Origin of the sequence: Burkholderia sp. F1 (assembly GCF_050813845.1) — a bacterium.
GTDB classification, from domain to species: Bacteria; Pseudomonadota; Gammaproteobacteria; order Burkholderiales; family Burkholderiaceae; genus Burkholderia; species Burkholderia ubonensis.
Genome location: NZ_CP172421.1, coordinates 38,316 through 61,177, shown reverse-complemented (window position 1 = coordinate 61,177; position 22,862 = coordinate 38,316). Strand labels below are relative to the sequence as shown.

Here is a 22,862-nt window from a genome sequence, read left to right as displayed (position 1 = left end):
GATGGACCCGACCGCGCCTGAGGCCTTCCCGGCCCCGGCGCGGTTCGGCATTGAGGAGAAGGAGCGGGAACGGATGACGCACAGCCTGCGCGGGCGGCTGCTCTGGTGGCTGCTGCTGCCGCTCGCGGTGTTCGTGCTGATCGCGGGCGCGATGTCGTACGACACCGCGCGCCGCACCGCCGACCTCGTGCAGGACAGCGCGCTCGTCGCGTCCGCGCGCACGATCGGCGAGGACGTCGAGTGGCGCAACGGCTATCTGGCGGCCGACGTGCCGCCCGCCGCGCTGGAGATCTTCGAGTCGCCGTCGCGCGATTCGGTGTTCTACAAGGTGATCGACGGCCATGGCCGGCTGCTCGCGGGCAATCCCGACCTCGAGGTGCCCGCGCGGCACGGCGCCGAGCCGACGCTCTACAACACGGCGCTCGACGGCATCGGGCTGCGCGCGGTCGCGTACGATCGCCAGCTGTACAACGAAGGCCAGGTCGAGACGGTGACGGTCGCGGTCGCGAAGACGCCGCGCTCGCGCGGCGCGATGCTCGACACGATCTGGCGGCCGCAGCTCGCGCGGCTGTCGCTGATGCTGCTGCTCGCGGTCGTGCTCGTGTACCTCGGCCTGACCTTCGAGCTGCGGCCGCTGATGAAGCTGAAGGACGACGTTGCCGACCGCGGCCCGATGGAGCTGGAGCCGATCCGCCCCGAGCGGCTGCAGCACGAGCTGCGGCCGATCGTCGACGCGATCAACCAGTGCATCGCGCGGCTGAACACGCACACCGCGACGCAGCGGCGCTTCATCGCGGACGCCGCGCACCAGCTGCGCACGCCGATCGCGGTGCTCGACACGCAGATCCAGTATGCGCAGCAGCGCGAGCGCGACGATCCGGAGCTGACCGCGATGCTCGACAGCATGCAGCGCAGCAGCCGCAAGATGGCGGACGTGACCGACAAGCTGCTGCTGCTCGCGCACGCGGAAGCGACGCCGTCGACGCTGCTCACGCATCGCGTCGATCTGGCCGCGGTGGTGTCGAGCGTGTTCGAGGAGACGATCGTGCTCGCGCAGCGGCGCAACATCGACCTCGGCGCGGAGCTCGGCGAGCATCTCGACGTGACGGGCAGCGACAGCCTGCTGACCGCGCTCGTGATGAACCTCGTCGACAACGCGGTACGCTATACGCAGCCGGGCGGCTGCGTGACGGTCGCCGCGCGCCGCGACGGCGACACGGTCGTGCTCGACGTGATCGACAACGGCCCCGGCATTCCGGCGGAGGCGCGCCCGCACGTGTTCAAGCGCTTCTACCGCGTGTCGAGCGATACTGAAGGATCGGGGCTCGGCCTCGCGATCGTGCGCGAGATCGCGCAAGCGCACGGCGGCATGGCGTCGCTCGCGCCGGGACCCGGCAACCGCGGGATCGTCGTGACGGTGCGGCTGCCTGCGTATGTTTGAAGAGAACGTCTGATGAAACTCCTGCTGGTCGAAGACAACGCCGAGCTCGCGCACTGGATCGTGAACCTGCTGCGCGGCGAGGATTTCGCGGTGGACAGCGTCGGCGACGGCGAACGCGCGGACGCGGTGCTGAAGACCGAGCGCTACGACGCGGTGCTGCTCGACATGCGGCTGCCGGGCATCAGCGGCAAGGAAGTGCTCGGCCGCCTGCGGCGCCGCAACGACAACGTGCCGGTGCTGATGCTGACCGCGCACGGCTCGGTCGACGACAAGGTCGACTGCTTCGGCGCGGGCGCCGACGACTACGTCGTCAAGCCGTTCGAATCGCGCGAGCTGGTCGCGCGGATTCGCGCGCTGATTCGCCGCCAGGCGGGCGTCGGCGCGACCCAGCTCGTGTGCGGCGATCTCGTCTACGCGTTCGGCACGCGCGAGTTCCGCTGCAACGACGCGCCGCTCGCGCTGCGCCGCCGCGAGCACGCGATCCTCGAGACGCTGATGCTGCAGCAGAACAAGACCGTATCGAAGGCGCGGCTGATGGACAGCGTGTTCGCGCTCGACGACGAGCCGAGCGCGGACGCGATCGACATCTACATCCACCGGCTGCGCAAGCATCTCGCGCTCAGCACGGCGGAGATCATCACGCTGCGCGGGCTCGGCTACATCCTGCGCGCGAAGACCGCGCAGGGCTGACGCCGCGCGTCCGCACGGCCTGCCGCATGAGCGGCAGCGCTTGCGCACGCCCGCGGATCGCGGGCCAACACGGCCCGATCGCAACCCGCTCACTGTTGTATTCACGCACACGCTCCGCGATTGCCTGCGCGGCGCGACGATCCCGCTCTGCCCCGTCCCGCGGACCTCGGCGCCCTTCAGGACTCCGGTGCACCGCTGTCGTTCGGTGTTTTCACTGATCCGATCCACAAGCCCGCGAAAGCGGCGCGAAGGGTTGCCCGACCTACGATGCTAGGCGTCGGTCCTCTCGCTAAGGCCGGCAGGAGACGGCATACATTACGTAGTGCCAAAAACCGAATTTCAATGCGGCAGCTCGGAGGAGACGATCTTGAAACGAAAATACCTGGCCCTTTCCATCGCGGCGGGGCTGTGCGCCGCGACGCAGGCTCATGCGCAATCGAGCGTGCAGCTCTATGGCCTGATGGACCTGAGCTTCCCGACCTACCGCACGCACGCCGACGCCAACGGCAATCACGTGATCGGCATGGGCAACGAAGGCGAGCCGTGGTTCAGCGGCAGCCGCTGGGGCCTGCGCGGCGCCGAGGACATCGGCGGCGGCACCAAGGTGATCTTCCGCCTCGAAAGCGAATTCGTGGTCGCGAACGGCCAGATGGAAGACGAGGGCCAGATCTTCGACCGCGACGCATGGGTCGGCATCCAGGACGACCGCTTCGGCAAGCTGACGGCCGGCTTCCAGAACACGATCGCGCGCGACGCGTCGGCGATCTACGGCGACGCGTACGGCACCGCGCAGCTGACGACCGAGGAAGGCGGCTGGACCAACTCGAACAACTTCAAGCAGATGATCTTCTACGCGGCCGGCCCGACCGGCACGCGCTACAACAACGGCCTCGCGTGGAAGAAGCTGTTCAGCAACGGCATCTTCGCGAGCGCGGGCTACCAGTTCAGCAACTCGACCAGCTTCGCGACCGGCTCCGCGTACCAGGTCGCGCTCGGCTACAACGGCGGGCCGTTCAACGTGTCGGGCTTCTACAGCCACGTGAACCACAACGGCTTCAGGAACCAGACGTTCTCGGCCGGCGGCAACTACACGTTCAGCATCGTGCGCCTGAATGCCGGCTACTTCCGCTACAACGGCGACCAGGGCGCGCTCGGCCAGCGTCACGACGACTCGTGGACCGTCTCGATGAAGATCGCGCCGCAGGGCCCGCTCGACTACGAGCTCGGCTACCAGCAGATGCGCATCAAGAACGCCGCATACAACGCGGACGGCTTCACGCCGAACGCGAACCTCGGCGCGTTCAGCCTGACCAACGGCGTCGGCAACGGCTTCAAGGAGACGATCTACGGCTCGATCTTCTACCACCTGAGCAAACGCACCGAGGTCTACCTGGCCGGCGACTACATGAAGCTGCACGGCGGCTACAAGGTGTCGTCGACGTTCGGCTCGAACAACCAGCTCGAGCTGACGACCGGTATCCGCACCCGCTTCTGACCCCCCTTCCGACCCCGTGCCGGGCGCATCGCGCCTGGCACGCGGCGTCCGTTCCCGAATGCTCCCTCGGGGCACGCCGGCGCTCCGCGCCGTCCGTGCCCCTTTTTTTCGTCCTCCATTCCGGCCTGCCCGCCGCACGATGCGACAACGCGGCCGACGCCCCGCCGCGCCCGTCCGGCGGGCGATCCCGCTCGTCGGGGCGGTTTGCGGCGCACAACGGCGCTTGACCTGCGCCGACCGACTCGCTAGCGTTTCGGGTTCGCCCGCGGCGGCCCCTCTCCCGGCCGCCGGCATCGCGACAGCGCCCGACGTCCGGGCGCGGCGCGGCCGGGCCCAGGATGAAAAAGACGATGCACAAACTCGATGCGGCGAGCCCGCAGGCGAAGTCGACGGATTTCACCGCCGACAACGTCGCGCGCCTGAAGGCGCTGTTCCCCGAACTCGTGACCGAAGGCCCCGGCGGCGCATCGGTCGACGTCGACGCGCTGAAGGCGCTGGTCGGCGATCGCACGGTCGGCGACGCCGAAGAACGATACGGCTTCCACTGGCACGGCAAGCGCCGCGCGCGGCAGGCGGCGCTCACGCCGTCGACCGGCACGCTGCGGCCCTGCCCGGCCGACAGCGTCGCGTGGGACGACACCCGCCACCTCGTGATCGAGGGCGACAACCTCGACGTGATGAAGCTGCTGCACAAGAGCTACGCGGGCAAGGTGAAGCTGGTCTACATCGACCCGCCGTACAACACCGGCAGCGATTTCGTGTACCCGGACGACTTCAGCGACAGCCTGCGCCACTACCTCGCGGTCACGGGCCAGACCGAAGGCGGCGTGAAGCGCAGCACCAACACCGAGGCGAACGGCCGGTTCCACACCGACTGGCTGAACATGATGTACCCGCGCCTGAAGCTCGCGCACGCGCTCCTGTCGGACGCCGGGCTGATCGCCGTGCACATCGACGAGCACGAGGTGCATGCGCTCGTGCTGATGCTGCGCGAGATCTTCGGCGAGGAGAACGAGCTCGGCGTGGCCGTGTGGGACAAGCGCAACCCGAAGGGCGACGCGCGCGGCGTCGCGTACCAGCACGAATCGCTCGTGCTGTTCGCGCGCAACGCGGAGGCGCTGCACGAAGCGACGCCGCTCAAGCGCCCGAAGCGCAACGCGCAGCGCATGCTCGACGCGGCGTACGACCTGGTGCGCCGCAGCGGCACCCATGCGGACGCCGCGCAGGCGTATCGCGCGTGGGTCAAGGCGCAGACCAACCTGTCCGGCGGCGAGGTGATGTACGACCGGCTGTCGGAGGACGGGCGCGTGTACCGCCTCGTGTCGATGGCGTGGCCGAACAAGAAGAAGGCCCCGGACGAGTACTTCGTGCCGCTCGTGCACCCGGTCACGGGCAAGCCGTGCGCGATGCCGGAGCGCGGCTGGCGCAATCCGCCCGTGACGATGCAGGCGCTGCTCGAGCGCGGGCTGATCGAATTCGGCGCGGACGAGACCACGCAGCCGCAGCGGATCTACTACCTCGACGAGAACATGTACGAGAACGTGCCGTCGGTGCTGCCGTTCGGCGGCTCGGACGACGCGCTGCTGAAGGCGCTCGGCGTGCCGTTCGAGCAGCCGAAGCCGGTCGATTTCGCGGCGGCGGTGATCGGCTGGTGCACGCGCGGCGACGACATCGTCGTCGACTGCTTCGCGGGCTCCGGCTCGACCGGCCACGCGGTGATGCAGCTCAACGCGACCGACGGCGGCGCGCGCCGCTACGTGCTCGTGCAGCTGCCCGAGCCGCTCGACGGCCGTGACAAGGCGCAGCAGGCCGCGGCCGAGTTCTGCGCGAAGCTCAAGAAGCCCGCGACGCTCGCCGAGCTGACCAAGGAGCGCCTGCGCCGCGCCGCGCAGCAGGTCGCGCGCGACTATCCGGAAAGCTATGGCGACCTCGGCTTTCGCGTGTACCGGCTCGACACGACCAACGTGATCGAGTGGGACCCGCGCCGCGACGATTTCGACCATGCGCTGTTCGCGTCCGTCGAGCACGTGAAGACCGGCCGCAGCGACGACGACCTGCTCGCCGAGCTGACGCTGAAGCTCGGCCTCGACCTGTGCACGCCGGTCACGCATCACGCGGTCGCCGGCAAGACGGTCCACCTGATCGGCCGGTCGGTGCTCGCCTGCTTCGACGCGCGCGTGTCGCGCGACGACGCCGAGCCGCTCGCCGACGGCATCGTCGCGCTGCTCGACGCGCACGGCGCGCCGCGCGACGTCACGTGCCTGTTCCGCGACAGCGGCTTCGTCGACGACGTCGCGAAGCTCAATCTCGCCGCGCTGCTCGAGCAGCACGGCGTGAAGCGCGTGCGGAGCCTGTGATGCGGCTGCATTTCGAAGCGGACCTCGACTACCAGCGCGACGCGATCGACGCCGTCTGCGACCTGTTTCGCGGGCAGGAGGCGTGCCGCGGCGACTTCAGCGTGCTCGCGAACGCCGCGCCCGGCACCTCGGCGAGCGCGCAGACGGCGCTCGGCTTCGCGCTGTCGGAGCGCGGCGTCGGCAACCACCTGTCGATCACCGCCGATGCGCTCGCGCGCAACCTCGCCGACGTGCAGCTGCGCGGCGGGCTGCCGCCGTCCGGCGACCCGGCGTCGCGCGACTTCACGGTCGAGATGGAGACGGGCACCGGCAAGACCTACGTGTACCTGCGCACGATCTTCGAGCTGAACCGCCGCTACGGCTTCACGAAGTTCGTGATCGTCGTGCCGTCGGTCGCGATCAAGGAAGGCGTGCACAAGACGCTGCTGATCACCGAGGATCACTTCCGCGGCCTGTACGCGGGCATGCCGTACGACTACTTCCTGTACGACTCCGCGAAGCTCGGCCAGGTGCGTCACTTCGCGGCGAGCGCGACGATCCAGATCATGGTGATGACGGTCGCCGCGATCAACAAGAAGGACGTCAACAACCTCTACAAGGACAGCGAGAAGACCGGCGGCGAGAAGCCGATCGACCTGATCCGCGCGACCCGGCCGATCGTGATCGTCGACGAGCCGCAAAGCGTCGACGGCGGCCTCGAAGGCCGCGGCCGCGAGGCGCTCGCCGCGATGGACCCGCTGTGCACGCTGCGCTACTCGGCGACCCACGTCGACCGGCACCACATGGTGTACCGGCTCGACGCGGTCGACGCGTACGAGCGCAAGCTCGTCAAGCAGATCGAGATCGCGTCGGCGATCGTCGAGGATGCGCACAACAAGCCGTACCTGCGGCTCGTCGGCGTGTCGAACCGGCGCGGCGCGATCGCCGCGCGCGTCGAGCTCGACGTCGCGACCGCGGCCGGCGTGAAGCGCCAGATCGCATCCGTGACCGACGGCGACGATCTCGAGCGCGTGACGAAGCGCGCGCTGTACGCGGGCCTGCGGATCGGCGAGGTGCATGCGGCGAAGGGCGCGGAATACATCGAGCTGCGCCATCCGGCGGGCGAGGCGTTCCTGTCGCTCGGCGAGGCGTACGGCGACATCGACACGCTCGCCGTGCAGCGCGAGATGATCCGCCGCACGATCCGCGAGCATCTGGACAAGGAGCTGCGGCTCGCCGAGCGCGGCGTGAAGGTGCTGTCGCTGTTCTTCGTCGATTCGGTCGAGCGCTACCGCCGGTACGACGAGAGCGGGATGCCCGTGAAGGGCGACTACGCGCTGATCTTCGAAGAGGAATACGCACGTGCGGCGCGCGTACCCGCGTATCGCGCGCTGTTCGACGGCGTCGACGTCGCGCGCGAGGTCGAGGCGGCCCACAACGGCTACTTCTCGATCGACCGCAAGGGCGGCTGGACCGACACGAGCGAGAGCAGCGCCGCGAGCCGCGAGAACGCCGAGCGCGCGTACGGGCTCATCATGCGCGAGAAGGAAGCGCTGCTGTCGTTCGACACGCCGCTCAAGTTCATCTTCTCGCACTCGGCGCTGAAGGAGGGCTGGGACAACCCGAACGTGTTCCAGATCTGCACGCTGCGCGACATCCAGACCGAACGCGAGCGCCGCCAGACGCTCGGCCGCGGGCTGCGGCTCGCGGTCGACCAGGACGGCGAACGGGTGCGCGACCCGGGCGTGAACACGCTCACCGTGATCGCGACCGAGCGCTACGAGAGCTTCGCGGAGAACCTGCAGAAGGAGATCGAGGCCGATACGGGCATCCGCTTCGGGATCGTCGAGGAGCACCAGTTCGCGGCGCTCGCGGTGCAGGAAGGCGACGGCCCCGCGCATGCGCTCGGCATCGAGCTGTCGGGCGTGCTGTGGACGCACCTGCGCGAGCACGGCTACGTCGACGCGCAGGGCAAGGTGCTCGACCGGCTGAAGGACGCGCTGCGGCAGAGCGCGCTCGTGCTGCCGCCGGCGTTCGAGACGCTGCGGGCGGCGATCGTCGCGACGCTGCGCAAGGTGTCCGGCCGCTTCGCGGTGCGCAACGCGGACGAGCGCCGCGAGATCGCGCTGCGCCGCGACCCGTCGGGCAAGGCGGTGGTGCTCGGCCGCGACTTCCGCGCGCTGTGGGAGCGCATCAAGCATCGCACCGTGTACCGCGTGCAGTTCGACAACGCGAAGCTCGTGAGCGATTGCGCGGCCGCGCTGCGCGACGCGCCCGAGGTGGCGCGCGCGCGGCTGCAGTGGCGCAAGGCCGAGATCGACATCGGCAAGGCCGGCGTCGAGGCGATCGAGGTGACGGGCGCCGGCACGGTGCTGATCGACGAAGGTGAACTGCTGCTGCCCGACCTGCTCACCGAGCTGCAGGACCGCACGCAGCTCACGCGCCGCTCGCTCGCGACGATCCTCGCGGACAGCGGCCGGCTCGACGATTTCCGGCTCAACCCGCAGCAGTTCATCGCGCTCGCGGCCGACGCGATCAACCGCTGCAAGCGGCTCGCGCTCGTCGACGGCATCACGTACCGCAAGCTCGGCGAGCGGCACGTGCACGCGCTCGAATCGTTCGAGAGCGAAGCGCTGACCGGCTACCTGCGCAACCTGCGCACCGACGCGCGCAAGTCGATTCACGAGGCGGTGGTGTGCGAGACCGACGCCGAGCGCGCGTTCGCCGACGCGCTCGAGGCGCGCGACGACGTGCAGCTGTACGCGAAGCTGCCGCGCTGGTTCGACGTGCAGACGCCGCTCGGCAGCTATCACCCCGACTGGGCGGTGCTCGCGGGCGGTGGCGGCGACGCGCGCCTGTACTTCGTCGTCGATACGCCGCGCAGCGCCGACGACGACGCGCCGCGCGAGCACGAACGCGCGAAGCTCTCGTGCGGCGAAGCGCATTTCCGGGCGCTCGCCAACGGCGACGATGCGGCGCGCTTCGTGCGGGCGCGCGACGTCGGCGCGCTGTTCGGGCGCGAGCCGCTCGCGAGCGGCGGACGGTAACGCGACGGGGCGGCCGTTCCTGCGGCCGCCCCGCTCTTTTCCCCTCCTTTTTCCCTTGCGCAGCCGGCCCGCGGCCCGGATATTGCGCCGCCGCAAAACCGGGTTCCCGTCGGTCGGCCGGCGTGCCGTTGCCTGTCTGAAAGCTTGCCGCGCCACGCGTTTTCATCAGCCGGTTACGCCTCGTTGCAAATTTAAAGGGATGCAACGAATGGCCGGCACTATGCTCCGGGCACCCACACAAGAAATGAAGGAAGGGAGTTCGTCATGAACAACTTACTTAAGACGATTGGCTGCGCATCCGTCCTCTCGCTCGCGCTCGCCGCCTGCGGCGGCGGCGATGGCGGCGGCAGCCCCAGCACGCAGACCGGCACGCTGCACGTCGCGATGACCGACGCGCCGTCGTGCGGCTTCGATCACGTGTTCGTCACCGTGTCGCAGGTGCGCGTCAACGCGAACGCGAACGCCGGCGACAACGACGCCGGCTGGTCGACGGTCGCGCTGCCGACGCCGCAGAGGATCGACCTGCTGTCGCTCACCAACGGCGTGCTCGCCGACCTCGGCCAGACCGCGCTGCCGGCCGGCCAGTACCAGCAGGTCCGCCTCGTGCTCGCGCAGAACCAGGGCAACACGCTCGCGAACTCGATCGTGCCGACGGGCGGCGCCGAGCAGCCGCTCGCGACGCCGAGCGCGACGCAAAGCGGCTACAAGATCATCAGCCCGTTCACGGTCCAGCCGAACACGCTCGTCGATCTCGTGCTCGACTTCAACGCGTGCAAGTCGATCGTGCAGCGCGGCAACGGCTCCTATGCGCTGAAGCCGGTCGTGACCGCGACGCCGACCGTCGTGAGCGGCGCGATCTCGGGCTACGTCGCGCAGGCCGAAGCGGGCGCGACGGTGTATGCGGAACAGGGCGGCCAGGTCGTGCGCGGCACGGTGGCCGACAGCACCGGCAAGTTCGTGCTGTCGCCGCTGATCCAGAGCACGACGCAGGGCAACTACGACGTCGTGATCGTGCAGCACAACGTCGCGTCGGGCGTCGTCCGATCGGTGCCGGTGGTCGTGAACACGACCACCGCCGTGTCGACGTCGAACGTGCCGATCGCGCTGCCGGCCTCGACGATGAGCACGGTCAGCGGCACCGTGACGCCGAGCGCGAACGCGCTGGTGCGCGCGCTGCAGTCGATCAATGCGGCTTCGTACGAGATCACGTCGGCCAACGCGAACATGGACACGGGCATCTACGCGCTGTCGGTGCCGACCGCCGCGCCGATCGTCGGCACGTACACGGGTTCGCTGCCGGTCGCGCTGGCTGCCGTGCCGGCCGCCGCGGGCCAGTACACGATCGAGGCGGACGCGGCGTCGGGCGCGACGCAATCGACGGCCGTCAACGCGACGACCAGCCAGACGAACGTCAACTTCGCGTTCTGATGGTCTGACCGGAGGGGGCCGCTGGCGGCCCTCTCCTTTTCGCATGGAGAGAACGAAGTGAAGAAAGGGATGATCGCGCTGCTGACGGCAGCCGGATTGGCGAGCGTACTGAGCGGATGCGCGGTGTATGTGCCGGACGCACCGGTCGTGGTCGCGCCGCAGGGCGGCCCGGGCAACGGCTTCTGTCCGCCGGGGCAGGCCAAGAAAGGCCGCTGCTGAGCGTTTCGCTCAGCCATGCGAAATGGGCGCCCGAGGGCGCCCATTTCTTTGGTGCGTGCCGGACGACGCTTACAGCGTGCGGCCGAACGCGTTGTGCTTCGAGTGATGCGTATGCGAGGTCGCGTGCGCGGTGTGGCCGTGCACATGGCCCGGCTGCGCGCCCGCGCGATCGGAGATCGTGTCGGAGCGGTCGGCCGCACGCGCGAGGCCCTTGTCGCGGTCGCCGGACTTGAAGCCGTTCGAATTGGACATGGCGTCGCCGCTCATGTGGCCATCCGACATGCCGCCCGCGTGGCCGCCGGAGCCGCCCGCGCCCCCGCCGTGACCGCCGCCACCGTTACCGCCTGCCGCCGCGTGTGCCGAAACCGCGCCGAGCGCGAGGAGTGCCGCTGCGAGCGCGGGCAGGAAGCGTCGTTGTTTCATTTTTTGCTCCTTGGAGCGCATTGAGGTGATTGCATTGTACGAACGCGCCGATTCGCGACATGCTCACGTTGTAAATAATCGTAACGCGGGATACGGCGCACATTCATCAGAGCAATTCGCGCGTGCCGGCAGTTGAAACGCCGTCCGCCCGGCGCGACACTCATCTGACCGCGCCCGCCCGGCGCATTCCGGAGATCCGATGGAATCGCCCACCACCGTATCGTCCCGTCCCGCGATCCCCCGCACCGTGTGGGCGCTGGGGTTCGTCAGCCTGCTGATGGACCTGTCGTCGGAACTCGTGCACGCGTTGCTGCCGGTGTATCTGGTGACGACGATGGGCATGAGCGTCGTCGCGCTCGGCGTGCTCGAAGGTGCGGCCGAAGCGACCGCGCTGATCGTGCGGATCTTTTCGGGCGCGATCAGCGACTGGCTCGGCCGCCGCAAGGCGCTGCTGCTCGCCGGGTACGGGCTCGCCGCGCTGACGAAGCCGCTGTTCCCGCTCGCGCACGGGCCGGGCCTCGTGATCGCCGCGCGCCTCGTCGACCGCTTCGGCAAGGGCATTCGCGGCGCGCCGCGCGATGCGCTCGTCGCCGACGTCGCCCCGCCCGAGATTCGCGGCGCGTGCTTCGGGCTGCGGCAGTCGATGGATACCGTCGGCGCGGTCGGCGGCCCGCTGCTCGCGATCGCGCTGATGTTCGCGTTCGCGGATCACATCCGCGCGGTGCTGTGGTTCGCGTCGATCCCCGCGTTCGCGACGCTCGCCGTGCTGATGTTCGGCGTGCGCGAGCCCGCTGCCGCGCGGGCGGACCGCCCTCGCCCGTTCCGCTCGCCGCTCGACCGGCGCGCACTGAGCATGTTTTCGGCACGCTACTGGTACGTCGTCGCGATCGGCGCGACGTTCACGCTCGCGCGCTTCAGCGAGGCGTTCCTGGTGCTGCGCGCGCAGCAGACCGGGATGGACGTCGCGTGGGTGCCGTCGGTGATGGTCGTGATGAGCGTCGCGTATACGTTGTCCGCGTATCCGGTCGGCGTCGTGTCGGACCGGCTCGACCGGCGCGCGCTGCTCGCGATCGGCATGGCGCTGCTGATCGCCGCCGACCTGCTGCTCGGCGCGCGCGCCGATGCCGCGACGGTGCTGACCGGCGTCGCGGTATGGGGGCTGCACATGGGGTTCACGCAGGGGATACTCGCGGCGATGGTCGCCGATACCGCGCCGGCCGAATGGCGCGGCACCGCGTTCGGGCTGTTCAATCTCGCGAGCGGGGTCGCGATGCTGCTCGCCAGCGCGATCGCCGGATGGATCTGGCAGCGCTTCGGCGCCACGGCGATGTTCTTCACCGGCGCGGCGATCGTGGTCGTGCCGCTGGTCATGTGCGCGTTCGCGCCGGGTCGGCCGGAACGCTGACGCGCACGGCGCGATGCCGTGCGCGGTTGCCGTACTTATTGCGCCGGTTGCATGCCCTGCGCGGCGGCCTTGCGTTGCGCGGCCTGCTCCTGCGCGTGCTGCTTGGCCAGGTGATGGCCGACGATGCAGCCGCCGACCGCGCCCACCACCGCATGGTGGCCCGCGTAATGACCGGCGACCCCGCCCACGACCGCGCCCTTCATGCAGCCCGCCGCATGTGCGCTGCCGATCGTCGCGAGCGCGACGCCGGCGGCGAGCGCCAGTTTCCCGATGTGTCGAATGGTGGTCATGCGATTCCCGTCCTTGTCGTTGTGAACCGGCACCGAGGCCGGCTATTGGTGGTTATTGACATCAGTCCCAGCGGCCGCGATCGCGCCATTCGCGTTCACGCCACTCGTGCTCGCGCCATTCATGGCGGCGCCACTCGCGTTCCCGCCATTCGCGGGCGCGCCAGTCGTCGTAGCGATAGCCGACCGGCGCATACGTGACGGGCGGCGCGACGTACACCGGCGGCGGAGGCGCATAGACGCCCGGCACGCCGATGCCGACCGCGACGTCGACGTGGGCCGATGCAACGCCGGACGCCGCGAGCGCTGCTGCAGCGAGAACGGCACCGAGGAGAGGTTTCGTGTTCATCCCGCGACTCCCTGCACTTGACGTGCTTCCAGTGAATACGGTTCGGAGTGTAGGCGGGCGGCAGCGATACAGGTGCTACGGGCCTGCGAGACTGGTAACGGGGGTTTACGGTCGCCGCGAAGCGTTGCGCAACGTGCTGCGCGGCCGGCCGCGCAGCCCATCGTCACGCGCGAATGTCGCCCGGGCTGCGCAGCCAGTGCACGCTGAACAGGCGCGCGTCGTCGATCCACACCGCATCGGGCTCGAAGCCCGCGCGCCGCGCGATCGCGTGAAAACCGTCGATGGTGAACTTGTACGAGTTCTCCGTGTGGATCCGCTCGCCGGCGTCGAAGCGGAACGTGCGGCCGCACACGCGCACGGTCTGCGCGCGCACGCTGACGAGATGCATCTCGATGCGCTGCCGTTGCGAATCGTAGAACGCGTGATGCGCGAAGCCGTCGAGATCGAAATCCGCGCCGAGCTCGGCGTTCGCGCGCGCGAGCAGGTTCAGGTTGAATTCCGCCGTCACGCCCTGCGCGTCGTTGTACGCGCGGTGCAGCGTGTCGTCGTCCTTCACGAGATCGGCGCCGACCAGCAAGGCGCCGCCGCGCAGCAGCCGCGCCGCGTCGCGCAGGAACGCGTCGGCTTCGTCCGGCGAGAAATTGCCGATCGTCGAGCCGGGAAAGAAGCCGATGCGGCGACGCGGCTCGGCCGCCAGCGCGGCGAGCTGCTCGGCCTTCGTGTAGTCGGCGGCGATCGGCGCGACGTCGAGCCACGGATACGCGGCGCGCAGGCGCGCGGCCGCCTCGTGCAGGTAGTCCGCGGAAATGTCGACCGGCACGTAGCGCGCGGGCGCGCGCTCCGCGGAGAACGCGTCGAGCAGGATGCGGATCTTCGCGAGCGAGCCCGCGCCGAACTCGACGATGTCTGCATGCCGGCCGACGCGCCGCACGATCTCCGTCGCGTGCGCGCGCAGGATGCCGAGCTCGGTGCGCGTCGGGTAGTACTCCGGCAGCGCGCAGATGCGGTCGAACAGCACGGAGCCCGCCGCGTCGTAGAAATACTTCGGCGGGATGCTGCGCGGCCGGCGCGACAGCCCGTCGATCAGGTCGCGCTCGAATGCGACGGGCCGCGGATCGCGGGCGGATTGCAGGCCACCGCTCGTGGCCGTCAGGTCAGACGTCTCGCGCAAGTCGGACTCCCGTGAATTGCCAGCGCGCGGCCGGCGGAAAGAAGTTGCGGTACGTCGGCCGCGCGTGGCCCGGCGGCGTCGCGATGCTGCTGCCGCGCAGGACCAGCTGGCCGACCATGAACTTGCCGTTGTATTCGGCCGCGATGCCCGCGAGCGGCCGGAAACCCGGATACGGGTCGTAGGACGAGCGCGTCCATTGCCACACGTGTCCCGTCATCTGCCGGACGCCGTCCGCGCCGTACGCGGCTTCCCATTCGAATTCGGTCGGCAGCCGCGCGCCCGCCCATTCCGCATACGCGGCCGCTTCGTAAAAGCTCAGGTGGCACACCGGCGCGGCGGGCGCGAGCGGCTCGACGCCATGCAGCCCGAACGCGCGCCATGCGCGATGCGGCGCGTCGCGCGGCGCCGCTTCGGCGTCGTCGTCGAGCCAGTACGCGGGCGCGCGCCAGCCGTCGCGCTGGACCGTCGCCCAGCCGTCCGACAGCCAGAGCTCGGGGCGCGCGTACCCGCCGTCGGCGACGAACGCGGCGAACTCCGCATTGGTCACGACGCGATCCGCGATCTCGTACGGCTGCACGAGCGCCGCGTGCCGCGGCCGCTCGTTGTCGAACGAGAAGCCGTTGCCGTCATGGCCGATCTCGACGAGCCCGCCCGGCTGGCGCAGCCACCGCAACTCGCCGGCCACCGCGTGCAGATCGACGTCGCTCGCGCCGTCGCGCGGCCGGAACGCCGGCCGCAGCGGATTGCACGAGAACGCATGCAGCATGTCCGTGACGATCAGCTCCTGGTGCTGCTGCTCGTGCTGCAGCCCGAGCTCGATCTCCGGCGCGATCGCTTCCAGCATCGCCGCGTCCGCGTTCGCGATCGCCTTCAACAGCGCTTCGTCGACGTAATGGCGGTACGCGCGCACCTCGTCGAGCGACGGACGCGTCAGCAGCCCGCGCTGCGGCCGCGGATGGCGCGGGCCGAGCGATTCGTAGTAGGAATTGAAGAGAAAGCGATACGCGTCGTCGAACGGCGCATAGCCCGCGACGCGGCGCGACAGCACGACCGTCTCGAAGAACCACGTCGTGTGCGCGAGATGCCACTTGGCCGGGCTCGCGTCGGGCATCGACTGCACGGCCTGGTCTTCGGCGGACAGCGTCGCCGTCAGCTCGACGCTGTGCGCGCGAACGTCGCGGTAGCGGCGCTGTAGCTGGGATGCAAGGAGGCTCATCGGTTTACCGTCCACGTCGCGAATAGCTGCGTTGCCGGAAAAGGAAGCCCCGCGCTCGGTGCGCGCGACTGACGTGCGACCTTCGATGCTGCGACGGGCAGGATCACTGATGCGGCGTCGATTCGTCCGCCCGTGCAGACCAGTATGGCCCAGAAATGTGAATGTCGCGACCCGCGATTCGAATGAAACGGCGACGCAAGAGGAATGAAAGCCTTCATCGTTGCGACGCTTGCGTGCGCATCCGGCCGCCCGCGGCCCGATCGTGACGGCCGTGTGATGGCCGTGTGATGCCCGTATGACGGCGCAATCGTCGGAAGATCGGCAGCCGCACGCACGCCGCAAAAATATTTATTGCGCGCATGTCACACACGCGGGGGGCTCGCTCGTCATGTCATCGAAACCCAACCCAAGGAGATGACACCATGACTGCCAAACTCGACCCGTTCGCCGCCGCCCCGTCGCTGATGAAGAACTGGATGAGCACGTCGCTGGCCGCCGAGGCGAGCCTCGAGTCGACGCTGATCGAGCTGGTCAAGGTCCGCGCGTCGCAGATCAACGCGTGCGCGAACTGCATTAACATGCATACCGCCGAAGCGCGCGCGAAAGGCGAGACCGAGCAACGCCTGTACCTGCTGTCCGCGTGGCGCGAAGCGCCCTGCTACACCGACCGCGAACGCGCGGCGCTCGGCTGGACCGACGCGCTCACGCGGCTCTCCGAAGGCCACACGCACGAGCAGGCGTACGCGGCGCTCAACGACCACTTTACGCAGGAGGAACAGGTGAAGCTCACGCTGATGATCAACGTGATCAACGGCTGGAACCGGATCGCCATCGGCTTCGGCCTGTGGGTCGAGCCGGCCGCCGCGAAGGCTGCGCGGGCCACCGCATGACGCCGAAGCGCGATCCCGCCGCGGCAACGAACGCAACGGACGCGGCGGCGAGCTTCGACCCGCTGCGCCGCCTGCTCGTGCGCGTCGCCTACCGGATGCTCGGCTCGGTCGCCGATGCCGAGGACATCGTGCAGGAGGCGTTCATCCGCTGGATGGACGTCGATCGCGGCGAGGTGCGCGTGCCCGAGGCGTTCCTGCGGCGGATGGTGATGCGGCTGTGCCTCGACCAGCTGAAATCCGCGCGGCACCAGCGCGAGACCTACGTCGGCCCGTGGCTGCCCGAGCCTGTCGTCGAAGAGGACGAACAGGAGGACGTCACGCTGCCGCTGATGCTCGCGCTCGAGCGCCTGTCGCCGCTGGAGCGCGCGGCGTTCCTGCTGCACGACGTGTTCGGCCTCGAGTTCGACGAAGTGGCGGCGACCATCCGGCGCGAGCCGGCCGCGTGCCGGCAGCTCGCCGCGCGGGCGCGCACGCACGTGCGCGAAGCGCGGCCGCGCTTTCACGTGGAGAAGCAGCGCGGCGTCGAGATCGCCGAGGCGTTCTTCGCGGCGTCGCGCAGCGGCGACATGCGCGCGCTCGGCGCGCTGCTCGCCGAGGACGTGAGCCTGCATGCGGACGGCGGCGGCAAGCGGTCGGCGGCCGGCAAGCCGGTGTTCGGCTTCGAGCGCGTGATGAAGGTCCACGAATACCTCGCGGAGCTGTTCCGCAACAACGCGTCGACGCTCGTGCGTGCGGGCTTCATCAACGGGCTGCCCGGCTTCGTCACGCTGGAAGCCGACGGCGAGCTGCAGACGACCGCGCTCGAGATCGAGGACGGCAAGGTCTCGGCGATCTACGTGGTCCGCAATCCGGACAAGCTGCGGCATCTGCATTGAGGCCGCAGCGGCGCATCACCAGTAGTACTGCAGCGACTGCGCCCACTTGCTGCGCGGATACGCGGTCTTCAGCGTGTTGAACCACTGCTTGCGCGTGCGGGTCGGAAGATCGTTGCCGCCGCATTCGCTGTAGCCCGCCGGCGCGAAGCAGCGGACCGCGCGATACAGCGCATACGCGCGATCGTCGGCCGGCGCCTGCGCGTTGCCGATCACCTTGCGGTAACTGTCGATCCGCGCGTAGGTGCCGCCCTGGAACTGCGACGGTGCGCTGCCGAGCGACGGCGGCGCCTTCTTCGACTCCCACGTGCGCGGGTCCGCGGGCGAACGCCCGAACGACGGGTCGTCGCCGCCATACACGGGCGGATAGCGCCGCACGAATTCGGCGATGCAATTGAGCCCCTTCGAATCGTTGGGCGTCTGCTTCAGCGTCACGGCGACGTCACGGATCGACGGACACGCATAGCCGCCGTCGCTGACGCCGCCCTTCTGCACGTAGGACTTCAGCGCGTCCGATGGCTTGGCCGGCACGAGCGCCAGGTCGTCGAGGAACGCCGCGTAGTGGCCGCGCGTCAGCTCCTTGTACAGCAGCGTCGCCAGCGCGATCTCGCGCAGCACCGCGTCGCCCGAGCGGTTTTGCGCCTCGCGGCGCAGCAGGTCCGCGTCGGCGTCGTGCTGCAGCAGGATCGAACGGATCGCCGGGCTGCGGATCAGCGAGCCTTCCGCGAACATCGGCGCGATCTGCCCTGCCCGCTCCAGGTTGATCGCGAGCGCGAGCTCCAGCGCCTCGCGCTGCAGCGGATATTTCGCGAGCGGAATCAGCCGTTCCCACAGCTGCCGCGCCTGCGCGGGCTGGCCGCTGTCCTCGAGCGCGAAGCCGCGCAGCGTCTGCTGGCTGAGGGCGAGGTAATCGAGCGACGCGCCCGGCGACGACGGCAGCAGCGCGAGCGCCTGCTGCGGCTTCCTGTCGACGTAGACGTGATACGCCGCCAGCAGATAGTCGTGCAGCGCCGGCGCGGCGGCGAAGCGCGGCTTCTGCGCGCGCAGCTCGTCCAGCGTCAGCGGCTTGGGCTTGCGCTCGCTCCAGTACACCGTGTCCGCGGACCGCATGCGCATCAGGTCGACGAGCGCGAGCACGGCGGGCGACTGAATGCGGCTCGTATCGTCGCCGAGCGACATCAGCATCTTGCTGTCGAGCTCGTTCGCGAGCTGGCCGAGCGGGACGTTCGACGCTGCCGGCGACCACGCCGAGAATGCCTTGTCGTACATCGCGGCCAGTTGCTGCGTGTCGCCGCCGAGCCACGCGATGCGCCGCTGCAGGCCAAGCGCGGACGCCGCATAGCGGCCGTGCGGATACGCGTGCAGGTAGTCGCGAAACGCCGCGTCGGCCGCGTTGAGCGCGGCCTTGTCGGCGCGGTCCGGGCTCATCGCGTCACTGCCGGAACTGAATGCTCCGGCCTGCGCAAAGTTGAGCCGCGCGCGGCCGACCATGTACAGCGCGGTTTCCTTCAGCCACGGATCGGCGCTGTCGCGCAGGCCGCCGAAGGTGGTGGCCGCGACGGCGAAGTCGTTCATGTAGAACGCGTGCGCGCCGTCGAGGTACGCGGCGAACTGCTGGCCGAGCGGCGACTGGAGACCGGCCGGCTTCGTCCAGCCTGCCCCTGCCCCGTTCGCGCCCGGCGCGCAGGCTTTGACCATGTCGGCGCGGGCCGCGCGCAAACGCGTACCGTCATCACCCGGCAGCCCGTTCGCCGCGTCCAGTGCGTCGTTGAACGCCCTCGTACCCGACGACGCGCTGCGGCAGATGCCGCCCTCGCCGTCCGCGTAGGTGTCGGATTGCGCGCCGTCCGCGACCTGTATCGTCGTCACCTTCTGGCCGATGTCGATCCATCCCGAGAAGTCATACCAGAACGGCACGCTGAGCCGTGCCGCGCGGTCCGCCGGCGGGACGGCGGCCGGGTTCGGGAACGCGTGTGCGAGCTTGCCGCTGCCGGCCATCAGCAGCATCGCGTTGATCCGCGTGTCGTTGGCCGGGCTCAGGAACGGCACGCCTGCGCAGGTGTACCCGTCATAGCGCAGCGTCGCGCCCGGAAAGCAGTCGATGTCGCCGCTCGCGTGGGCGGCTGCGGCGGGCAGCAGGCCGGCGATCAGCGTGGCGACGACACGCTTCGGCCGCCATGCGGCGGTTCGGCTGGAAGTCTTGGGATGCGAGCCGGCGGCGGTGTCGTCGGCGCTTGCGGCAGTCTTGGTGTCGGCCATGCTTGGCGTGCTCTCAGTCGGGCGCGATGCGCGTTGTTGTTCTGTTGCACCCGCAATCGAGCGGCAGGCGGCGCGGCCGCTGCGTCGGGCGCCTGATTCTAGCAGCCCGCCATTGAAGCGAAACGGTTGACGGCGCGTGTCGGACGCCTCAAGAATGGCCGCGACGACGACTTTCGAAAGGACAAGGCACGCAGCATGACGACCGCAATCGACCTCCGCGAACGGCACGACTGCTGGGTCGTGATGTCCGACCTTTTCGTCGACAACGAAGTCGATTACGCGTATATCGCCGCGTCGCTGCGCAAGCGCTGCCCGAGCCTGTCGCACGCCGCGCTGGAGGCGGCGTTCTTCGACGAAGTCGCACCGGTGCTGGGCAGCAACCTGCTGACGCCCATCCCGCCCGTGTGGCTCACGTTCGTCGACGAAGACGTGATCCGCGAGATCTCCGTCTGGCTCGACCAGCAGCAGGCGTTCGCCTTCAGCCGCTTCCAGGCCCGCTGCCGGCGCGCGATCTGTCGCCGCCGATCCATCTTCCGCAGCGTCTGGCGGCAACTCGATCGCGAACTGACGGCGTTGCGCGCGCCGTGACGCCGGCCGCGCGACGCCCCTCCCCTTACTCGACCGTCACCGACTTCGCCAGATTCCTCGGCTTGTCGATATCCGCGCCGCGCACGCACGCCGCGTGATACGCGAGCAGCTGCAGCGGCACGACGTGCAGGATCGGCGACAGCAGCCCGTAGTAATCCGGCATCCGCAGCACCGATACGCCGTCGCCGTTGTCGATCCGCGTATCGGCATCCGCGAACACGTACAACTGCCCGCCGCGCGCCCTCACCTCCTGCATATTCGATTTCAGCTTCTCGAGCAGCGTGTCGTTCGGCGCGATCGTCGCGACCGGCATCGTATGCGTGACGAGCGCGAGCGGCCCGTGCTTCAGCTCGCCCGCCGGATACGCCTCGGCATGGATGTACGAAATCTCCTTCAGCTTCAGCGCGCCTTCGAGCGCGATCGGATAATGCAGCCCGCGCCCGAGGAACAGCGCGTTCTCGTGGCGCGCGAATTCCTCCGCCCAGCGTTCGATCCGCGGCTCGAGCGCGAGCACGTCGGCGAGCGCGTCGGGCAGCCGCCGCAGTTGCGTCGCATAGCGCGCGAGCTGCGCGTCGTCGACGCAGCCGCGCAGCCGCCCGAGCGTGACCGACAGGATGAACAGCGCGACGAGCTGCGTCGTGAACGCCTTCGTCGACGCGACGCCGATCTCCGGACCCGCGCGCGTGAGGAACCGCAGGCTGGTCTGCCGCATCATCGCGCTGGTCGGCACGTTGCAGATCGCGAGCGTGTCCGGATGGCCGAGCGATTGCGCGTACTTGAGCGCCGCGAGCGTGTCCGCCGTCTCGCCCGATTGCGACACGACCACCACCAGCGTGTTCGGCAGCGCGAGCGCGTCGCTGTAGCGGTATTCGCTCGCGATCTCGACCTGCGCGGGCAGCCGCGCGATCGTCTCCAGCCAGCGGCGCGCGGTGAGCCCCGAGTAATGGCTCGTGCCGCACGCGAGGATCAGCACGTTGTCGATCTGCTCGAAGATGCGCCGCGCGTCCGGCCCGAACACCGCGGGATCGAACAGGCCCGCATCGGGAATCGTCGCCGCGACCGCGTGCGGCTGCTCGAAGATCTCCTTCTGCATGAAGTGACGATACGAGCCGAGCTCGACCACGCCGTCGCCCGACGTCACCGTCTGCACCGGGCGTTCGACCTGCACGCCGTTGCGATCGAAAATCCGCGCGTGGCCGGCCGTCAGCTCGACGATGTCGCCTTCCTCGAGGAAGATGAAGCGGTCGGTGATGCCGGCGAGCGCGAGCGCGTCCGACGCGACGAAGCACTCGCCGTCCTTCAGCCCGACGACGAGCGGCGAGCCGACCCGCGCGCCGACGAGCCGCTGCGGCTCGGACTTGCTGAACACCGCGATCGCATATGCGCCATGCAGTTGCGAGGTCGCATCGCGCACGGCCGCGAGCAGGTCGCCGCGATACATGCTGTGGATCAGGTGCGCGACGACCTCGGTGTCGGTCTGGCCGTCGAATTCGTAATGCTCGTCATACAGTTGCGAGCGCAACGATTCGTGATTCTCGATGATGCCGTTGTGAACGAGCGCGATTTCGTCACGCGAGAAGATCGGGTGCGCGTTGCAGGTCGCCGGCGCGCCGTGCGTCGCCCAGCGCGTGTGCGCGATGCCCGTGCTGCCGGAAAGCCCGGCGCTCAGCACGTGCGCTTCGAGATCCGCGACGCGCGACACGCTGCGTTCGCGGCGCGCCGCGCCGTCGACGACGGTCGCGACGCCGCACGAGTCGTAGCCCCGGTATTCGAGGCGGCGTAAGCCTTCGATCAGAATCGGAACGATGTTCCGTTGCGCGACCGCGCCGACGATCCCACACATGACGCGTTACCTCCAGTGAAGTGAGCGGTGCCGCGCGCACGAACGCTCGGCGCGCAGGCGAATCGATTCGGAATGACGGCCGCGGCCGTCGTGATGCTGGCGTGCAGTGGCGCGATGCACGCATGCGGCGCGCGTCAGCGAGCCGGCCGGCGTCCGGTGGCCGGCGCAGGGTGACGGCGGCGGTGCGGTCGAGGCCAGCGGCAGCAGGCGCAGCAGCACGCGGCACGGCAACGGTCGACCGGGTGTGCGGCACGCGTGTGCGCCGTGCGCACGACCGCTCGCATGCGAGGTCGCGCGCCGGCCGGGCGGGGCGCGCGTCACGACGCGATGGGCGCCGACGCCGTGCTGGCTCGCGTTGCGGCGCGGTGGAGCAGGTTCGCGAAGGCGGCCGTCGCCGTCGACGGGCGGTGCAGACGGATCGACGGAAGCGGCGAGGGCGCGTGGCGCGCTTGACGCACACGCACACGAAAACCGGTCGCAGCAGATCGCGCCCAAGACGTTGTGCCAGGCAGGCAGCGGGCAGGGTGATGCACGAAGGAAGCGGTTAGGGCACCGCGGCAGCGCACGCACGTTGCGCGCGCAGACGAGCAGCGCCGCGAGCCACAGCCACGCGGCCGAATACGGCGGCGGGAAGACGAAATCGCGGCAGGCCGAACACGGCAGCGCCGCACCGTATGCGGCGAGCGCGCAGGCAAGCGCGACCAGCAACACGTCGTCGACGCAGAGCGAACCCGCCCGACAGTCCTTCATCGTTCGTCCCCGTATCCGCGCCGGGATCGCCGTCGCGGACGTACAGGATTCAACGGGAGCCGGCGGAGCGCGCATCGATCCGCGACGCCGCTACGAACACGCGGCGCCGCCGATGCCGACCGCTCACACCGCCCCCCGGCCTCGTGTCAGTCG

Annotated in this window: 19 protein-coding genes; 11 read left to right on the top strand and 8 right to left on the bottom strand. The window is 69.5% G+C overall.

Annotation, left to right across the window (positions count from 1 at the left end):
• Nucleotides 1-73 precede the first annotated feature (73 nt).
• The 7 genes from ACFIMZ_RS00240 to ACFIMZ_RS00210 all read left to right on the top strand — a co-directional run bounded on the left by ACFIMZ_RS00240 (nt 74) and on the right by ACFIMZ_RS00210 (nt 10,656).
• Nucleotides 74-1,441, top strand: a complete 1,368-nt coding sequence (locus tag ACFIMZ_RS00240; RefSeq protein ID WP_431820904.1) for a sensor histidine kinase — start codon at nt 74-76, stop codon at nt 1,439-1,441.
• Nucleotides 1,442-1,453: 12 nt separating this feature from the next.
• A complete protein-coding gene (locus ACFIMZ_RS00235) occupies nt 1,454-2,131 on the top strand; it encodes a response regulator (protein WP_431820903.1) in 678 nt (225 codons plus the stop codon).
• A gap of 367 nt (nt 2,132-2,498) precedes the next feature.
• Complete coding sequence (locus tag ACFIMZ_RS00230; protein WP_431820902.1) at nt 2,499-3,626, top strand: porin; 1,128 nt, start codon at nt 2,499-2,501, stop codon at nt 3,624-3,626.
• 350 nt (nt 3,627-3,976) lie between these two features.
• Nucleotides 3,977-5,983, top strand: a complete 2,007-nt coding sequence (locus ACFIMZ_RS00225; protein WP_431820901.1) for a site-specific DNA-methyltransferase — start codon at nt 3,977-3,979, stop codon at nt 5,981-5,983.
• Nucleotides 5,983-9,009 carry a type III restriction-modification system endonuclease gene (locus tag ACFIMZ_RS00220; protein WP_431820900.1) on the top strand — a complete coding sequence of 1,009 codons (3,027 nt, stop codon included), beginning with the start codon at nt 5,983-5,985 and terminating at the stop codon, nt 9,007-9,009. The genes ACFIMZ_RS00225 and ACFIMZ_RS00220 overlap by 1 nt, the downstream gene beginning before the upstream one ends.
• Before the next feature lie 264 nt (nt 9,010-9,273).
• A complete protein-coding gene (locus ACFIMZ_RS00215; protein WP_431820899.1) occupies nt 9,274-10,437 on the top strand; it encodes a DUF4382 domain-containing protein in 1,164 nt (387 codons plus the stop codon).
• Between the two features lie 57 nt (nt 10,438-10,494).
• On the top strand, nt 10,495-10,656 hold the full coding sequence (locus ACFIMZ_RS00210) for a hypothetical protein (protein ID WP_431820898.1): 162 nt from the start codon (nt 10,495-10,497) through the stop codon (nt 10,654-10,656).
• Between the two features lie 69 nt (nt 10,657-10,725).
• On the opposite strand, the gene ACFIMZ_RS00205 is transcribed toward ACFIMZ_RS00210, so the two are convergent.
• Nucleotides 10,726-11,079 carry a hypothetical protein gene (locus ACFIMZ_RS00205; protein ID WP_431820897.1) on the bottom strand — a complete coding sequence of 118 codons (354 nt, stop codon included), beginning with the start codon at nt 11,077-11,079 and terminating at the stop codon, nt 10,726-10,728.
• 199 nt (nt 11,080-11,278) lie between these two features.
• Between ACFIMZ_RS00205 and ACFIMZ_RS00200 the strand changes: the two genes are divergently transcribed.
• On the top strand, nt 11,279-12,484 hold the full coding sequence (locus ACFIMZ_RS00200; protein ID WP_431820896.1) for an MFS transporter: 1,206 nt from the start codon (nt 11,279-11,281) through the stop codon (nt 12,482-12,484).
• Nucleotides 12,485-12,519: 35 nt separating this feature from the next.
• Here the strand turns inward: ACFIMZ_RS00200 and ACFIMZ_RS00195 are convergent, their stop codons facing one another.
• The 4 genes from ACFIMZ_RS00195 to egtB form a co-directional block, all read right to left on the bottom strand.
• On the bottom strand, nt 12,520-12,774 hold the full coding sequence (locus ACFIMZ_RS00195) for a hypothetical protein (protein WP_084899326.1): 255 nt from the start codon (nt 12,772-12,774) through the stop codon (nt 12,520-12,522).
• 61 nt (nt 12,775-12,835) lie between these two features.
• Nucleotides 12,836-13,120, bottom strand: a complete 285-nt coding sequence (locus tag ACFIMZ_RS00190; protein WP_431820895.1) for a hypothetical protein — start codon at nt 13,118-13,120, stop codon at nt 12,836-12,838.
• Nucleotides 13,121-13,283: 163 nt separating this feature from the next.
• Nucleotides 13,284-14,291, bottom strand: a complete 1,008-nt coding sequence (gene egtD / locus ACFIMZ_RS00185; RefSeq protein ID WP_431820894.1) for an L-histidine N(alpha)-methyltransferase — start codon at nt 14,289-14,291, stop codon at nt 13,284-13,286.
• The gene (gene egtB / locus ACFIMZ_RS00180) at nt 14,275-15,507 is read right to left on the bottom strand and encodes an ergothioneine biosynthesis protein EgtB (protein WP_431820893.1); all 1,233 of its coding nucleotides are present in this window, start codon (nt 15,505-15,507) and stop codon (nt 14,275-14,277) included. Before egtB ends, egtD begins: the two co-directional genes overlap by 17 nt.
• A 422-nt stretch (nt 15,508-15,929) precedes the next feature.
• Here egtB and ACFIMZ_RS00175 point away from each other — a divergent pair, with 422 nt between their 5' ends.
• Together ACFIMZ_RS00175 and ACFIMZ_RS00170 are read left to right on the top strand one after the other, a co-directional pair.
• A complete protein-coding gene (locus ACFIMZ_RS00175; RefSeq protein ID WP_431820892.1) occupies nt 15,930-16,397 on the top strand; it encodes a carboxymuconolactone decarboxylase family protein in 468 nt (155 codons plus the stop codon).
• Entirely contained in the window at nt 16,394-17,272 is an 879-nt protein-coding gene (locus tag ACFIMZ_RS00170; RefSeq protein WP_431820891.1) for a sigma-70 family RNA polymerase sigma factor, read from the top strand. The genes ACFIMZ_RS00175 and ACFIMZ_RS00170 overlap by 4 nt, the downstream gene beginning before the upstream one ends.
• Before the next feature lie 15 nt (nt 17,273-17,287).
• Here ACFIMZ_RS00170 and ACFIMZ_RS00165 read toward each other — a convergent pair whose 3' ends face one another.
• Entirely contained in the window at nt 17,288-19,528 is a 2,241-nt protein-coding gene (locus tag ACFIMZ_RS00165) for a hypothetical protein (protein WP_431820890.1), read from the bottom strand.
• Between the two features lie 195 nt (nt 19,529-19,723).
• Here ACFIMZ_RS00165 and ACFIMZ_RS00160 point away from each other — a divergent pair, with 195 nt between their 5' ends.
• On the top strand, nt 19,724-20,116 hold the full coding sequence (locus ACFIMZ_RS00160; RefSeq protein ID WP_431820889.1) for a DUF7079 family protein: 393 nt from the start codon (nt 19,724-19,726) through the stop codon (nt 20,114-20,116).
• A 25-nt stretch (nt 20,117-20,141) separates the two neighbouring features.
• Here ACFIMZ_RS00160 and glmS read toward each other — a convergent pair whose 3' ends face one another.
• Both glmS and ACFIMZ_RS00150 read right to left on the bottom strand, forming a co-directional pair.
• Nucleotides 20,142-21,959 carry a glutamine--fructose-6-phosphate transaminase (isomerizing) gene (gene glmS, locus ACFIMZ_RS00155; RefSeq protein WP_431820888.1) on the bottom strand — a complete coding sequence of 606 codons (1,818 nt, stop codon included), beginning with the start codon at nt 21,957-21,959 and terminating at the stop codon, nt 20,142-20,144.
• A 6-nt stretch (nt 21,960-21,965) separates the two neighbouring features.
• The gene (locus ACFIMZ_RS00150; RefSeq protein ID WP_431820887.1) at nt 21,966-22,709 is read right to left on the bottom strand and encodes a hypothetical protein; all 744 of its coding nucleotides are present in this window, start codon (nt 22,707-22,709) and stop codon (nt 21,966-21,968) included.
• Between the last annotated feature and the right edge of the window lie 153 nt (nt 22,710-22,862).